This is a genomic window from Klebsiella sp. HMSC09D12 (assembly GCF_001808475.1).
GTDB lineage: Bacteria > Pseudomonadota > Gammaproteobacteria > Enterobacterales > Enterobacteriaceae > Klebsiella > Klebsiella oxytoca.
Genome location: NZ_KV793511.1, coordinates 89,934 through 104,228 on the forward strand (window position 1 = coordinate 89,934; position 14,295 = coordinate 104,228).

Genomic DNA, 14,295 nt, shown 5'->3' on the forward strand with positions numbered 1-14,295 from the left:
CCGCAGATCGCAACGCAATTTTCAACTTAAGACTTAATCAACAGGAGAAGTGCAATGGAGATTACCTTTCTTCAGATTGTGCTGGTGTTCATCGTCGCGTGTATTGCGGGTATGGAGTCGGTACTTGATGAATTTCAGTTCCACCGTCCTCTGGTGGCCTGTACGCTGATTGGCGCCGTTCTCGGGGATATGAAAACCGGTATTATTATCGGTGGTACCCTGGAAATGATCGCCCTGGGCTGGATGAACATCGGTGCGGCCGTTGCGCCGGATGCCGCCCTTGCATCTATTATCTCTACCGTTCTGGTTATCGCCGGCCATCAAAGCATCGGTGCCGGTATCGCGCTGGCCATCCCGCTGGCTGCGGCAGGCCAGGTTCTGACCATTATCGTTCGTACCATCACCGTTGCCTTCCAGCACGCGGCGGATAAGGCCGCGGAGAACGGAAACCTGACGGCCATATCCTGGCTACACGTTTCCTCTCTGTTCCTGCAGGCCATGCGTATCGCTATTCCGGCGGTTATCGTGGCGATTTCCGTGGGCACCAGCGAAGTGCAGGGCATGCTGAACGCCATTCCAGAAGTGGTCACCGGCGGTCTGAACATCGCGGGCGGCATGATCGTGGTTGTCGGTTATGCGATGGTCATCAACATGATGCGCGCAGGCTACCTGATGCCGTTCTTCTATCTGGGCTTTGTTACCGCCGCGTTCACCGATTTCAACCTGGTCGCTCTGGGTGTCATTGGTACCGTGATGGCGGTGCTCTACATCCAGCTGAGCCCGAAATATAACCGCGTAGCGGGTGCGCCTGTGCAGGCTGCTGGTAATAACGATCTCGACAACGAACTGGACTAACAGGTGAGCGAAATGGTTGATATGACTAAAAATACCACCGAGAAAAAACTGACTCAGAGTGATATTCGTGGCGTGTTCATTCGTTCTAACCTGTTCCAGGGTTCATGGAACTTCGAACGTATGCAGGCGCTGGGCTTCTGCTTCTCCATGGTACCGGCTATTCGTCGCCTGTATCCGGAGAACAACGATGCGCGTAAACAGGCGATTAAACGTCACCTTGAGTTCTTTAACACCCATCCGTACGTTGCAGCGCCGGTTCTTGGCGTTACGCTGGCTATGGAAGAGCAGCGTGCTAACGGCGCAGAGATTGACGATGGTGCTATTAACGGTATCAAAGTTGGCCTGATGGGCCCGCTGGCTGGCGTAGGCGACCCAATCTTCTGGGGTACCGTTCGTCCGGTATTCGCCGCACTCGGCGCCGGTATCGCGATGAGCGGCAGCCTGCTCGGGCCTCTGCTGTTCTTTATCCTGTTTAACGCGGTGCGTCTGCTGACCCGTTATTACGGCGTAGCGTACGGTTACCGTAAAGGTATCGACATCGTTAAAGATATGGGCGGCGGCTTCCTGCAGAAACTGACCGAGGGGGCGTCTATTCTCGGCCTGTTTGTCATGGGGGCGCTGGTTAACAAATGGACGCACGTCAACATTCCGCTGGTGGTCTCCACCATCACCGGTCAGGATGGCCAGACGCGCGTGACCACCGTGCAAACTATCCTTGACCAGCTGATGCCGGGACTGGTGCCGCTGCTACTGACCTTCGCCTGTATGTGGCTGCTGCGTAAGAAAGTTAACGCCCTGTGGATCATCGTTGGCTTCTTCGTCATCGGTATTGCAGGCTACGCAGTCGGCCTGCTGGGCCAGTAATCAATACGTTGTGCGCCGGGGGCTTGCCCCCGGCTTTTTTATTTGGAGGATGGATGACAATCACGGACCTGGTGTTAATCCTGTTTATTCTTGTACTGTTCGCGTTTGCGGTTTACGACCAGTTCATCATGCCGCGCCGCAATGGCCCCGTTTTGCTGGCAATCCCCCTGCTCCGCCGCAATCGCGTCGATGGCATTATCTTCGTCGGTCTTATTGCCATTCTGATTTATAACAACATCGCTAATCATGGCGAACTTATCACCACCTGGTTATTATCTGCCCTGGCCTTAATGGGGTTATATCTTTTCTGGATCCGTTCGCCCAAAATCATCTTCAAAAAGCAGGGCTTTTTTTTCGCCAATATCTGGATTGAATATAAGCGTATTAAAGAGATGAATTTATCAGAAGACGGGGTGCTGGTGATGCAATTAGAACAACGTCGCCTGCTGATCCGCGTACGAAATATCGACGACCTGGAAAAGATATACAAACTTCTCGTTTCCACTCAATGAGTTAACAATATAGCTTACGCTATATTTAATCATTTCCCGGCGGCTGAAACATAGCCATAGCTATATTTCAGCCGCTTAATTCAACGATATTTATTAACGAATCATTCACCTCTAAATTCAAATGAAAATCGTTATCATTTGGTTATTAAAATAACGCGATTCTGTTATTGTTTTATATTCTAAAATTATGTTAAGGTTGCGCCCGTCGTTGGGGAGTAGCCAATTTTCTGCCTGTCGGAAAATGTACGTGTCAACATACTCGTTGCAAAACGTGGCACGTGCGGGTTGAAGAAGAACGTCTTCAACCAGGCGAGACCATAGACGCATCGCTGCTGTACGCGGCGCCTCATCTTCAGGATGGGCTGCGTATTTTTACTGGGGGCGGCGATGTGTCATATGGATTATCCCCGGTCAGGACGCTCTCATGAATGTATCCGCTACAATTCTTCTTGCCTTCGGCATGTCCATGGACGCCTTCGCGGCCTCTATTGGTAAAGGCGCGACTCTCCATAAACCTAAATTTTCCGAAGCTCTGCGCACCGGTCTCATCTTTGGCGCTATCGAAACGCTCACTCCGCTGTTCGGGTGGGGAATGGGGATGCTCGCCAGCCAGTTCGTGCTCGAGTGGAACCACTGGATAGCCTTTGTATTGCTGGTATTTCTCGGCGGCCGAATGGTTATCGAAGGGGTTCGCGGCGGCGATGGCGAGGAGTGTGAAGCTCCGCGCCGTCACGGTTTCTGGCTGCTGGTCACCACCGCTTTCGCCACCAGCCTTGACGCTATGGCCGTCGGCGTTGGCCTGGCGTTTTTGCAGGTCAACATTATCGCCACCGCGCTGGCTATCGGCTGCGCGACGCTGATAATGTCAACGCTGGGCATTATGGTAGGACGTTTTATCGGCCCGCTGCTCGGCAAACGGGCGGAAATCCTCGGCGGTATCGTGCTGATCGGCATCGGCGCCCAAATACTCTGGAGCCATTTTGCCGGCTAACCCTCAGCGTCGCGCTGCCAGCAGTGAATCATGAAATCGGTCTGGCAGCTGAATAGCGCCTGCTGGCGCAGCGTTTCCCGAACCGGCGGTTTTGCCCGCCACGCAAACGGCGTCATTTGCAGTAAAGCTTCCGCCTCGCTGCCTTTGAGGCGCATCGGATAGGCCAGCTGCTGCTGATGACGTAGCGTGAAACCCTCAAGCGCTTCCGTGTTTTGCTCGTGCAAACGCACTTCGTCGTAGATCAACCCTTTTAGTTCCATCAGGTGACGAGGTCCCGGCGTCGCGGTGATGACCCAGCCGCCGGTACGGACAACGCGCGCCAGTTCAAGCGCGTTACAGGGGGCATAAATACGCACTATCGCATCCAGGCTTGCATCCTCAAACGGTAATCGCTGGCTGGAGGCGACGCAAAAGCTGACCTGCGGATAGCGCTTTGCCGCCGCGCGAATCGCCGATTTCGACACGTCCAGTCCCCAACAGCGGCCGACGATAGCGGCGAAGGCATGAGTGTAGTAGCCTTCCCCACAGCCTATATCCAGTAAATCCGTTGGCGCGAAGGTGTGCAGATAAGCGCTGACCGCCTCACGAAGCGGCTGGTAATGACCCGCATCGAGAAACTCTCGCCGCGCCTGCATCATTTCGGCGCTGTCGCCCGGATCGCGGGAGCGCTTAAACTGTACCGGCAGCAAATTGACGTACCCTTCCTTCGCCAGATCGAACTGATGCCGCTGCGGGCAGATAAAGCTATTATCGCGGCGCGCAAGCGGCGCGTGGCAAAGAGGGCAACTGTAAGACATGGCAACTCCGGTGTGCTGAAAGGGCGAAAGTGTAGCGCTATTCGCCCTTCCAGGCCACCGTTACAGCGCAGGCGGCAGAACGCCGTCGTGATGCATGACGATCAGGTTTTCCGAGCCCTCCGGCATTCCATCGGGCATGACGTTTTCCAGGCGCAGCACATCGCCCATAATTTGACTGAATACCGGTGCCGACACCGCTCCGCCGTAATATGAACCGTTGCTGGGGTCGTTCATCACCACCACCAGGGCGAATTTCGGATTGCTGGCCGGCGCGACGCCTGCGGTATAGGCAACGTATTTGTCGATATATTTCCCGTCAGGGCCGATTTTCTTGGCGGTACCGGTTTTTACCGCCACCCGATAGTCGCGCACCGCCGCTTTGGTCCCCCCGCCGCCCGGCAAGGCAACGCTCTCCATCATATGCTCGACTTCATGCACTATCTGCTCCGGCATCACTCGGGTCCCCATGACCGGCGGATCGATACGCGTGATCGATAGCGGACGTTCAATACCGTAGCTGCCGATGGTAGCGTATACGTGCGCCAGCTGCAGCGGCGTGACCATCAGACCATAGCCGAAGGCGAAGGTCGCCCGGTCGAGCTGTCCCCAATAGCGGCGCTGCGGCATCAGCCCGGCGCTTTCACCGGTTAATCCCAGGCCGGTAGAATCGCCGAAACCGAACGCTTTATAGGTATCGATGAGATGCTGAATGGGCATCGCCAGCGACAGATGTGAAACGCCGGTATCGCTGGATTTTTGCAGGATGCCGGTGAGGGTTAATTCTGGATAGTAACCCACGTCGCGAATGCGATGGCCGTCGAGGATAAACGGATGGGTATCCACCACGCTATCCGGCTGAACAATGCCTTGCTGGAGGGCAGTCATCAGCACCAGCGGTTTAACCGTCGACCCCGGCTCGAAAGTATCGCTAATCGCGCGATTGCGGAAATCATCCAGCTTTGCATCATCGCGATTGTTAGGGTTGAAATCAGGGTAGCTGGCCATCGACAGAATTTCCCCGGTATCAATTTTAATTAATACCGCCGCCCCCGACTCCGCTTTGTTCCAGCGCACGGCGTTATCCAACGCGTCTTCGGTCACCGTTTGTAGACGCTCGTCGATACTGAGCTGCAAATTATGGGCCGGGACTGCCGGAACTTCCGTGATATTTTCGATGACGTTGCCGTGACGATCTTTGCGCACCAGCCGACGCCCGGGTTGACCGGTCAGCTGAGCATTAAAGCTTTTCTCGACTCCCTCGATCCCCTGATTATCGATGTTGGTAAAGCCCAGCAGGTTAGCGGCAACGTGTCCAGCGGGATAAAAGCGACGCGACTCATCGCGCAGATTGATACCCGGCAGGCGCAGCTTGTCGATCCACTCTGCCTGCTCAGGATTTATCTGGCGCGCGAGATAGAGAAAGCGCGCGTGAGGATGCGCCTGCACGCGATGAGCCAGCTCGCTAAGGTTGAGATGTAAAGCTTGCGCCATGGCCTGCCAGCGCGGGCCATATCCGACGCCGCCTTTTGCGAGCGTTGTTTGCGGATCGATCCAGATGGCGCTCACCGGAACGCTAACCGCCAGCGGGCGGCCCTCGCGATCGCTAATCATGCCGCGCTGCACGTCGATAGGCTCTTCGCGCAAGGAGCGCATATCTTCTTGTTTCACCAAATTGTCAGGAGAGACAATTTGCAGCCAGCCTACCCGGACCAGCAGCAGCCCCATACAGCAAAGAATGGCCACGCATAGCAACCCGAACCGCAAAGGGGTAAAGTTGGCGGCTGACTTAAGTTTGTTCTTTTGCACCTTAGCTCCATCATTATTTTGCAACCACCTGATTTAACAGATATATACAAAACAGATTGCTAAACAGTGCTAATAAGGATGTTGTTTTGCAACAAAGCGCAACGGCGGGAGGATAATTGACATGATTTGCAATAAAACCTAAAAAGCCCCGCGGTCGCGAGGCTTTCTTACAAGATTCAGTGGTCTTGAATCAGATAGCAGTTACGTTAACTGCAGCTGGACCTTTCTGGCCGTCCTGAATTTCGAACTCAACGTTCTGGCCTTCAGCCAGAGTTTTGAAGCCGTTACCCTGGATAGCGGAGAAGTGTACGAACACATCTTTGCTGCCATCAGCCGGAGTAATGAAGCCAAAACCTTTAGACTCGTTGAACCACTTAACTTGACCTTTAATCTTTGCCATTTGCAAAATTCCTTAGACTGTTTTCTTCGCCCGTGGGCACTTACATAGATAAAACTGACACATAACTGCATGAGGCACTAATATAAGGTTCGGCAGAGAAGCGGTATTCAACGACAACGTGTTTACTCAGGACTTCTTTACTGAAAATGCCACACATAAACAGAACTGTACCTCGTTTAACCCGAAACGTGTTATCACATACTACGTTAATAATGGCAAGCCATTTTTAGATGGGTCTCGATCGCTCGCACAAATTATAAGGGAATCATTTGATCACCTGCACATTTATGCGACTTTGCTCCCTCTGCCTTATCCTTTCCGCCCCGCGTCTGTGCCGTAGAGACTGGCTCCGGAAAGAGAGTTTATCCGCCATTCCTCAACAACTTCGGCCTACCCCGCCCCGCTCAAAGCTAAACTGCCAATTTTAGGGGGCAACAAAAAGTATTGCATAAAGATGCATTTAAAAGCTCATATCGATAGCTGAAAAATTGCTTTGCAGGACCATTGCATAATATCGAAGCGCGTAAATGGAATAACTTAAAATATTGTCTATACTGCACGGCAATAATGAAGTCCTGATGACAGTCAGGCCGTTTCTGTCCTTTTATTTGATTAATTAAACAAACTAATTAAAGAGGCGCGATTAACGCACAGCGTCCGCTTGCCGGCACGCCGGATCACCGTCAGCAGAAGATTTATTGATAAGGATAAGTTATAGACCGGGGTGAGATACAGGCGCACACCCTAGGATGCACGCCTGACAATCAGATTAGCGCTCTGCGACCAGACGAATGAAGTCGTCGTCGCCTTTCCCCTTCTCGGCTATGGAAGGTTCTGCTGCACTCTCCTTCTCAGGCTCATTGGCCTCGCAGAGACGGCGCAGCAGCGCGTTTTGCCGCTTTTGCTGATCCAGAAGCGCCTGCAGTAGCGCGATCTGCTCATTTGCGCGCGAACTGGCGCGATTAACAAAAAACCATAATAACAGGCCGACAAGCAACAGCACGACAGACAGCGCCACGGATGCCAGGCTTACAATCCCGGGATTTAGTAACTCACTCATTTCACCACCTCAAAGAGAAGGCGTTCATTCTACCACCCGCGCGGCAGAAGAAAATCAGTCATATAAAAAATGTCTTACCAGGGAATAAACTTATTGATAGTGCAGATGCCGCTGAAGAACTGTACATCCTGATCGCACATTACGTTAAGCATCTGAGTCCATAGCAGTAAACATCCTGCAATAACGACTATCAGCAAAACCCACCGTAATTTTTTCACTCCACACTCCGCATCAGTATCAAATGTCGCCAGGATAACATGACCATCTTAAACCGCGGCTAACTGTAATACGAAAGGCAAGTTTAGGAATCATAGACTTGTTTCAACTCGTGTGCATGACAGAATAGACGCAGGGATAATACAAATATTGAGGCAACAATGCGATTGATCATTCGTACCATTGTGGTGCTGGCTATCTTATGGATTGGCGTATTATTAAGCGGCTACGGCGTGTTAATAGGCAGCAGTGAGAATGCCGGTGGGTTAGGATTGCAGTGCAAATATCTCACCGCTCGCGGCATCAGCACCGCACAATATGTTCACTCCAGCAGCGGTATTATCGGCATTACCGATTGCCCTGTTCTGCGAAAAAGCGTCACGGTAGTGGATAACGGCTAGTCATGTTTCGGGCTACAGCAACGGTAGCCCGAATAGGATAGTGAATCAGAACGGATAATCGTTGTAGCCCATCTGCTCAGAAATTTTACGCGCCGCCGTGTGCAGCATCGCAACATACTCGTTCAGGCGCTCTTCGGAGAAACGTAGCGTCGGGAAAGAGATACTCAGGCCGGCGATAACCACGCCGAAGCGGTCGAAAACCGGCACCCCGATGCAGCGCAGCCCTTCTTCCTGTTCTTCGTTATCTTCGCCGTAGCCCTGCTCGCGGACCTTATCCAGAACCGCCAGCAGCTCTTCGGTGCTGGTGATGGTCCGGTCGGTACTGCGTTTGTACTCAACGCCTTCCAGAATCTGCTCAACTTCCGCGCGATCGCGCCATGCCAGCAGCACCTTACCGATCGCGGTGCTGTACAGCGGGTTACGGCGTCCGATGCGCGAATACATGCGCAAATTGTACATTGAGTCGATTTTATGGATGTAAACAATGCTGTCTTCATCCAGGGCGCCCAGGTGGACGGTCTCTTTCGTCAGGCGTGATAGCTCGCGCATCTGAATGTCGGCGCTGCGCACCAGATCGACGTTCTGCAAAGCCCGCGCGCCGAGTTCGAAGAGTTTCAGGGTTAAAGAATACTTCTCAGATTCCCCTTCCTGCGCTACGTACCCCAGCGATTTCATGGTCTGCAAAAAGCGATAAACGGTGCTTTTTGACATCATGACGCGCTGGGACAGTTCGGTAATGCCAATTTCACGCTCTTCGCCAAGCGCCTGCAGGATGCCAAAAACCTTCAATACCGAAGAGACAGAATCTGGCTGTTTATCCAAATCTGCAACTGCCATTTATCACCTCATCGCAACTGTTTTATAAAAATTAGAACCGGTTTTTATTATAAATTCGCATCCCGTTACCCGCAATCGTTCTTCTGCCCATTCGTTACAAATCTGCGACATGCCGCTGAATATTCAATGCTAAAATCATTATCCAGTTAATAGTTCCCGATAAGACATACACTTTATATGGATAAAAACCTCCCCGATGGGCTGCCAGCACCGCAGCGTTACGGCGCCATCCTGACCATTGTATTAGGCCTGACGATGGCCGTGCTGGACGGCGCTATCGCCAACGTAGCGCTTCCGACGATCGCCAGCGATTTAAACGCGTCACCGGCATCCTCAATCTGGATAGTAAACGCCTATCAAATTGCCATTGTTATTGCGCTTCTGCCGCTCTCTTTCCTCGGCGATATGGTCGGTTATGGGCGCATTTATAAAATCGGCCTGGTCGTATTCACCTTCACCTCTTTAGCCTGCGCGCTCTCCCACAGCCTGGAAATGTTGACGCTGGCGCGCGTTGCGCAGGGTCTTGGCGGCGCGGCGCTAATGAGCGTTAATACCGCGCTGATTCGCCTGATTTATCCCCGCCGCTTTCTCGGCCGCGGAATGGGGATCAACTCTTTTGTTGTCGCCGTCTCATCCGCTGCGGGCCCGACCATTGCCGCAGCTATCCTGTCGATGGCTTCATGGCAATGGCTGTTTCTCATTAACGTTCCGCTGGGCGTTATCTCACTGGTTCTCGCGATGCGCTACCTGCCCGCCAATGTCGGCGGGAGCAAGGTCACCCGCTTCGATCTGCCCAGCGCCATCATGAATGCTCTCACTTTCGGCTTATTAATTACCGCTCTCGGCGGGTTCGCTCAGGGCCAATCCGGCGAGCTGGTGCTGGCGGAGGTTATTGCGATGCTGGTCGTTGGATTCTTTTTTGTCCGCCGTCAGCTCAGAATGCCGGTTCCCCTGCTACCCGTCGATCTGCTGCGCATTCCGATTTTTTCCCTGTCCATCTGCACCTCGATATGCTCCTTCTGCGCCCAGATGCTGGCCATGGTTTCGCTACCATTCTTCCTGCAGTCGATGCTTGGACGCAGCGAGGTGGAAACCGGTCTGCTCCTGACGCCGTGGCCGCTGGCAACCATGGTAATGGCGCCGCTGGCAGGCTATTTGATAGAGAAATTTCACGCCGGTCTGCTGGGGGCGATTGGTCTGCTGGTAATGGCCTGTGGCCTGTTCGGTCTGGCGATGCTCCCCTCCACACCCACGGATCTGGATATTATCTGGCGAATGGCGCTCTGCGGCGCGGGCTTTGGCCTGTTCCAGTCACCCAACAACCATACGATCGTCTCTTCAGCGCCGGCTCACCGCAGCGGCGGAGCAAGCGGCATGTTGGGTACCGCCCGTCTGCTTGGCCAGAGTACAGGCGCCGCGCTGGTGGCGCTGCTGTTTAACCTGCTGGGCAATAGCGGAACTCATACCGCACTTCTGCTGGCCGGGATCCTAGCCGTCGTCGCCGCTGCCGTCAGCGGGCTACGCGTCACGCAGCCGCGCGCCAGGCTGTAGGCAAAGAATCGACATAAAAAAATCCGCAGCCCGAAGGTTGCGGATTTTTGTTTTCAGGGCCGGGAGCGGCGTTTACTTCAGATATTCGCCGCTGCGCAGGGCTTCAATGCGCTTATCCAGAGGCGGGTGAGTCATAAACAGCTCGCTCATGGATTTCGCTTTACCGTTAATGCAGAATGCCATCATGCTGCTGGCCTCCTGCGGCTCATAGCTGGTTTTCAGACGCTGCAGCGCAGCGATCATTTTCTCACGCCCCACCAGTTTCGCTGAGCCAGCGTCCGCATGGAATTCGCGGTAACGGGAGAACCACATGGTGATGATGCTGGCCAGAATACCAAACACCAGCTCCAGCACCGTAGCAACCGCAAAGTAGATCAGCGGGTTGCCGTTGCTGCTTTCACCTTCATCGCGGTTGCCGCCGAGGAAGCCCGCCGCAATCTGCGCGATAACGCGCGAGATAAAGATAACGAAGGTGTTCACCACCCCCTGAATCAGCGTCATGGTGACCATATCGCCGTTAGCGATGTGGCTAATCTCATGGGCGATAACCGCTTCCGCTTCATCACGGCTCATGTTCTGCAACAGCCCGGTGCTGACCGCAACCAGCGACGCATCGCGGCGCGCGCCGGTCGCGAAGGCGTTAATATCCGGCGCATGGTAAACCGCGACCTGCGGCATGGCAATTCCCGCCTGGCGCGCCTGCTGCGCGACGGTATTCATCAACCAGCGCTCGGTTTCGTTACGCGGCTGCTCAATGACTTCCCCACCCACCGATTTCAACGCCATCCATTTCGACATCAGCAGCGAAACGATTGAACCGCCGAAGCCAAACAACAGCGCCATGATCAGCAGCCCGGTCATGCTGCTTGACTGAATTCCCGTCAGGCTTAGCACCAGCCCGAACACCACCATCACTGCCAGGTTGGTCAGCAGGAAAAGCGCGATTCGCATCATAATTTTCTTTTTACCTCGATTTAACAAAACGCACTATGCGATTACCCACATGGTATGGGTAGAACGCTAATTTTCAACCATCAGCCCCCGCTAAGTCACGAGAAAGACACAACTTTACATTTTGTAGCATATTGCTGACGCTGGGCAAAAGCGTTGACATTTTGTTGAAATCAGGCAATGAACGTTAGGAAAGAAGCGAAAGAAAACGGGCACAAATCATTGTGCCCGTTGGGGGGATTATTTACTGGCCGGGGGCTCTATCGCTGGCCGATCCTTTTCCTCATGGGCCAGGTCGAGCGCAATATGAACCGTTTCATCAAGATACGGATCGGGCTCCTGGTAATCCTTCGGCAGATCTTCCAGCTTTTTCAGTAACGGCTTACCTTCACGTTTCAGGCGATCGTTAACGCGGGCCAGACGAATCGCATCATCTTCTTCGTTCTCCTTTTCACGCTGCGCGTAGTTCAGGGAAACGATGTTGCGTTTGTCTTTCATCGCGTTATAACGAGCAATATCCTTCATGATGTACTGGAACTCAGGATCTTTGGCAATACGCGCATCGTGACGCTTCAGCAGTTCCGGTCCAAACGGCGTCAAATCGCCATATTTCACGAAGGTTGCCGCATTGACGCTATCCCACGGCAGCGCGTTGTCTTCATACTGCTCGCCGGTCTCACGCTCTTCGGTTCCGGTCGGCATCATGATGTCCGGCGTTACACCCTTGCGCTGAGTACTACCGCCGTTGATGCGATAGAATTTCTGGATAGTGTACTGTACGGAACCCAGCGCCGGCCAGTCAGGACGCAGCATCTGATCGTAGATACGGTTCAGCGAACGATACTGCTGGACGGTCCCTTTACCGAAGGTCGGCTCTCCGACGATCAGCGCGCGGCCATAATCCTGCATCGCAGCGGCGAAAATTTCGGAAGCCGAGGCGCTGAAACGATCGACCAGGACGACCAGCGGACCTTTGTAGTACACCACGCCATCGGTATCGCTGTCTTCACGGACTTTACCGTTATTATCGCGAACCTGGACAACCGGGCCGGAGGGGATAAACAGGCCAGAAAGCGAAACCGCTTCGGTCAGCGCCCCGCCGCCGTTGCTGCGCAGATCGATGACGATACTGCTAACGTTTTGTTTCTCCAGCTTTTGCAGCTGAACCTTAACGTCATCCGTCAGGCCAACATAGAAGCCAGGAATATCCAGCACGCCAACTTTTTCTTTGCCAACGGTTTTGACTGACATCTTAACCGCACGGTCTTCCAGACGAATGCGTTCACGCGTGAGGGTCACAATACGCGTTTTCGCGCCTTTACCCGCCGGGAGAATCTCCAGGCGAACCTTGCTGCCCTTGGGACCTTTAATCAGCGCGACGACATCATCAAGACGCCAGCCGATCACATCGACCATGCCTTTACCAGGCTGGCCGACGCCAACGATGCGATCGCCCACGCTGATGGCTTTACTCTTCGCCGCCGGACCGCCCGCGACCAGAGAATTGATCACCGTGTAGTCGTCGTCCATCTGCAGCACCGCGCCGATACCTTCCAGAGACAGGCTCATTTCAGTATTGAACTGCTCGGTGTTGCGCGGTGAGAGATAGTTTGTATGCGGGTCGATTTCACGCGCAAAAGCGGTCATCGCCAGTGAGAAAACGTCTTCGCTATTGGTTTGCGCCAGACGGCGGATAGCAAACTTGTAGCGGCGGGTTAAGGTTTCGCGAATCTCTTTATCATCTTTGCCAGCCAGCTTCAGGCTTAGCTGGTCAAACTTCACCTTGGCATCCCACAGCGCGTTCAGCTCGGCTTCATCTTTCGGCCAGGGCGACTTGCTACGGTCAAGGTTGAAATTATCGTGGCCGGTAAAATCCATCGGCCGTTCCAGCACTTTCAGCGCATATTGATAGCGCTCAAAGCGACGCTTCTGCGCCAGGTTATACAGGTCGTAAAATACGTCCAGCTTCCCACTGCGCAGTTCATCGCCGATTTGATTCTTTTTCGCGGCAAACTGGTTGACGTCGCTGGCTAACAGTACGTTATGGCTGTAATCCAGCAGGTTCAGGTAGCGATCGAAAATTTTCGCCGAAAAGGCATTGTCGAGATCGAACTGGCGGTAGTGAGAGCGGGTAAAGCGCGATGTTACGCGCTCGCTCACCGTCGCGTGCTGCGGCTCTTCTTTCAGCACGGGGATTTGATCGACCCGGGTTATATCGTCCACGGCGAACGACTGGCCTGCTATTACCAGCAGGCCCGCCAACGCGGTGAGCTTAAAGAATTTGTTCATGCCTGGCCCGGCCTCCGTTTCAGAACACCAGGTGTTCTGCGCGTACAATCATTGACATACCAGAAGTCAGCTGTACACGAACGCCATCTTTGGTGATTTCCAGGACGGTGGCGTCCATTGCATTATTGCCTGCTTTCACCTTCAGTGCCTGGCCAACGGTCAATACAGACACATCTGATACAGGGGTATGACGCTCTTCGCGCGGCGCTTTGGCTGCTGCTGCCGGGCGTGGTTTACGCTGCTCAGCGCCTTCTTTGCGACGAGCCTGAGGCTGAGGACGCGGTTTACGCTCGCGACGTGCTCCCTCTTCCGGCTGGCCTGCTGCGGCAGCGGCTTCACGTTTTTTGGCCTGCTGCGCTTCGCGCTGCGCCTGAACGCGGGCTTTTGCTTCTTCAAGCTGCTGGCGGGCATGAGCGACATGCTGCTCTTCCAGTTCGCCGCACGGGTTGCCGTCAAGGTCAACGCGGACAGCGCCTGGCTTAACGCCGTACAGATAGCGCCAGCTCGAAGTATAAAGACGCAAAGCAGCGCGAAGTTGGGTTTTGCTGAGATTCATCTCTCCGCCAACGCGCTCAACGAGATCCTGAAAAATACCGACTTTCAGGGGGCGAGCTTCGCCTTCAGCGCTAAAGCACTGAGGGAAACGTTCGGCCAGAAACGCAATGACTTCTTTACTGCTATTCAACTTAGGTTGATTTTCCATGAAATTTCCTGATTACAACGGACGTAGCCAACAAGCCGCAGGCATGAACAGGCGTCATTATA

General features: G+C 53.8%; 15 protein-coding genes and 1 pseudogene. 6 read left to right on the forward strand and 10 right to left on the reverse strand.

The genetic code is table 11. From position 1 onward, the window contains the following. The first annotated feature begins 54 nt into the window (after positions 1-54). From manY to mntP, 4 genes are all read left to right on the forward strand, one after another. Complete coding sequence (gene manY / locus HMPREF3178_RS27370; protein ID WP_004103305.1) at positions 55-855, forward strand: PTS mannose transporter subunit IIC; 801 nt, start codon at positions 55-57, stop codon at positions 853-855. 12 nt (positions 856-867) lie between these two features. After that, a complete protein-coding gene (locus tag HMPREF3178_RS27375; RefSeq protein ID WP_004103307.1) occupies positions 868-1,719 on the forward strand; it encodes a PTS mannose transporter subunit IID in 852 nt (283 codons plus the stop codon). 53 nt (positions 1,720-1,772) lie between these two features. Then, positions 1,773-2,231 carry a DUF986 family protein gene (locus HMPREF3178_RS27380; RefSeq protein ID WP_004113738.1) on the forward strand — a complete coding sequence of 153 codons (459 nt, stop codon included), beginning with the start codon at positions 1,773-1,775 and terminating at the stop codon, positions 2,229-2,231. Positions 2,232-2,655: 424 nt separating this feature from the next. Next, the gene (mntP, locus tag HMPREF3178_RS27385) at positions 2,656-3,222 is read left to right on the forward strand and encodes a manganese efflux pump MntP (protein ID WP_004103309.1); all 567 of its coding nucleotides are present in this window, start codon (positions 2,656-2,658) and stop codon (positions 3,220-3,222) included. On the opposite strand, the gene rlmA is transcribed toward mntP, so the two are convergent. From rlmA to mgrB, 6 genes and pseudogenes are all read right to left on the reverse strand, one after another. Next, on the reverse strand, positions 3,219-4,019 hold the full coding sequence (rlmA, locus tag HMPREF3178_RS27390) for a 23S rRNA (guanine(745)-N(1))-methyltransferase (RefSeq protein WP_004103310.1): 801 nt from the start codon (positions 4,017-4,019) through the stop codon (positions 3,219-3,221). The two genes, mntP and rlmA, sit on opposite strands and share 4 nt — an antisense overlap. 60 nt (positions 4,020-4,079) lie before the next feature. Beyond that, positions 4,080-5,825: a peptidoglycan glycosyltransferase FtsI gene (ftsI, locus tag HMPREF3178_RS27395; RefSeq protein ID WP_004103311.1), complete on the reverse strand. Its 1,746-nt coding sequence runs from the start codon at positions 5,823-5,825 to the stop codon at positions 4,080-4,082. Positions 5,826-6,015: 190 nt separating this feature from the next. Further along, complete coding sequence (gene cspE / locus HMPREF3178_RS27400; RefSeq protein ID WP_001062678.1) at positions 6,016-6,225, reverse strand: transcription antiterminator/RNA stability regulator CspE; 210 nt, start codon at positions 6,223-6,225, stop codon at positions 6,016-6,018. A 12-nt stretch (positions 6,226-6,237) separates the two neighbouring features. Then, a pseudogene (locus tag HMPREF3178_RS30565) lies at positions 6,238-6,382 on the reverse strand (DUF2627 domain-containing protein). 612 nt (positions 6,383-6,994) lie between these two features. Then, positions 6,995-7,285, reverse strand: coding sequence for a YebO family protein (locus HMPREF3178_RS27405; RefSeq protein WP_004103312.1), 291 nt, complete (start codon positions 7,283-7,285; stop codon positions 6,995-6,997). Positions 7,286-7,359: 74 nt separating this feature from the next. Next, positions 7,360-7,503 carry a PhoP/PhoQ regulatory lipoprotein MgrB gene (gene mgrB / locus HMPREF3178_RS30575; RefSeq protein ID WP_041146201.1) on the reverse strand — a complete coding sequence of 48 codons (144 nt, stop codon included), beginning with the start codon at positions 7,501-7,503 and terminating at the stop codon, positions 7,360-7,362. Positions 7,504-7,662: 159 nt separating this feature from the next. On the opposite strand from mgrB, the gene HMPREF3178_RS27410 reads away from it, so the two are divergent. Then, entirely contained in the window at positions 7,663-7,902 is a 240-nt protein-coding gene (locus HMPREF3178_RS27410; protein ID WP_004103313.1) for a YobH family protein, read from the forward strand. A 45-nt stretch (positions 7,903-7,947) separates the two neighbouring features. Here the strand turns inward: HMPREF3178_RS27410 and kdgR are convergent, their stop codons facing one another. Next, on the reverse strand, positions 7,948-8,739 hold the full coding sequence (kdgR, locus tag HMPREF3178_RS27415; RefSeq protein ID WP_004103314.1) for a DNA-binding transcriptional regulator KdgR: 792 nt from the start codon (positions 8,737-8,739) through the stop codon (positions 7,948-7,950). Between the two features lie 177 nt (positions 8,740-8,916). On the opposite strand from kdgR, the gene HMPREF3178_RS27420 reads away from it, so the two are divergent. Then, complete coding sequence (locus HMPREF3178_RS27420; protein WP_070585625.1) at positions 8,917-10,290, forward strand: MFS transporter; 1,374 nt, start codon at positions 8,917-8,919, stop codon at positions 10,288-10,290. A gap of 72 nt (positions 10,291-10,362) precedes the next feature. Here HMPREF3178_RS27420 and htpX read toward each other — a convergent pair whose 3' ends face one another. From htpX to proQ, 3 genes are all read right to left on the reverse strand, one after another. After that, positions 10,363-11,244, reverse strand: a complete 882-nt coding sequence (gene htpX / locus HMPREF3178_RS27425) for a protease HtpX (protein WP_004113743.1) — start codon at positions 11,242-11,244, stop codon at positions 10,363-10,365. A 237-nt stretch (positions 11,245-11,481) separates the two neighbouring features. Continuing rightward, on the reverse strand, positions 11,482-13,530 hold the full coding sequence (prc, locus tag HMPREF3178_RS27430) for a carboxy terminal-processing peptidase (protein ID WP_017145646.1): 2,049 nt from the start codon (positions 13,528-13,530) through the stop codon (positions 11,482-11,484). A gap of 19 nt (positions 13,531-13,549) precedes the next feature. Continuing rightward, on the reverse strand, positions 13,550-14,233 hold the full coding sequence (proQ, locus tag HMPREF3178_RS27435) for an RNA chaperone ProQ (protein ID WP_004103320.1): 684 nt from the start codon (positions 14,231-14,233) through the stop codon (positions 13,550-13,552). Positions 14,234-14,295 lie beyond the last annotated feature (62 nt).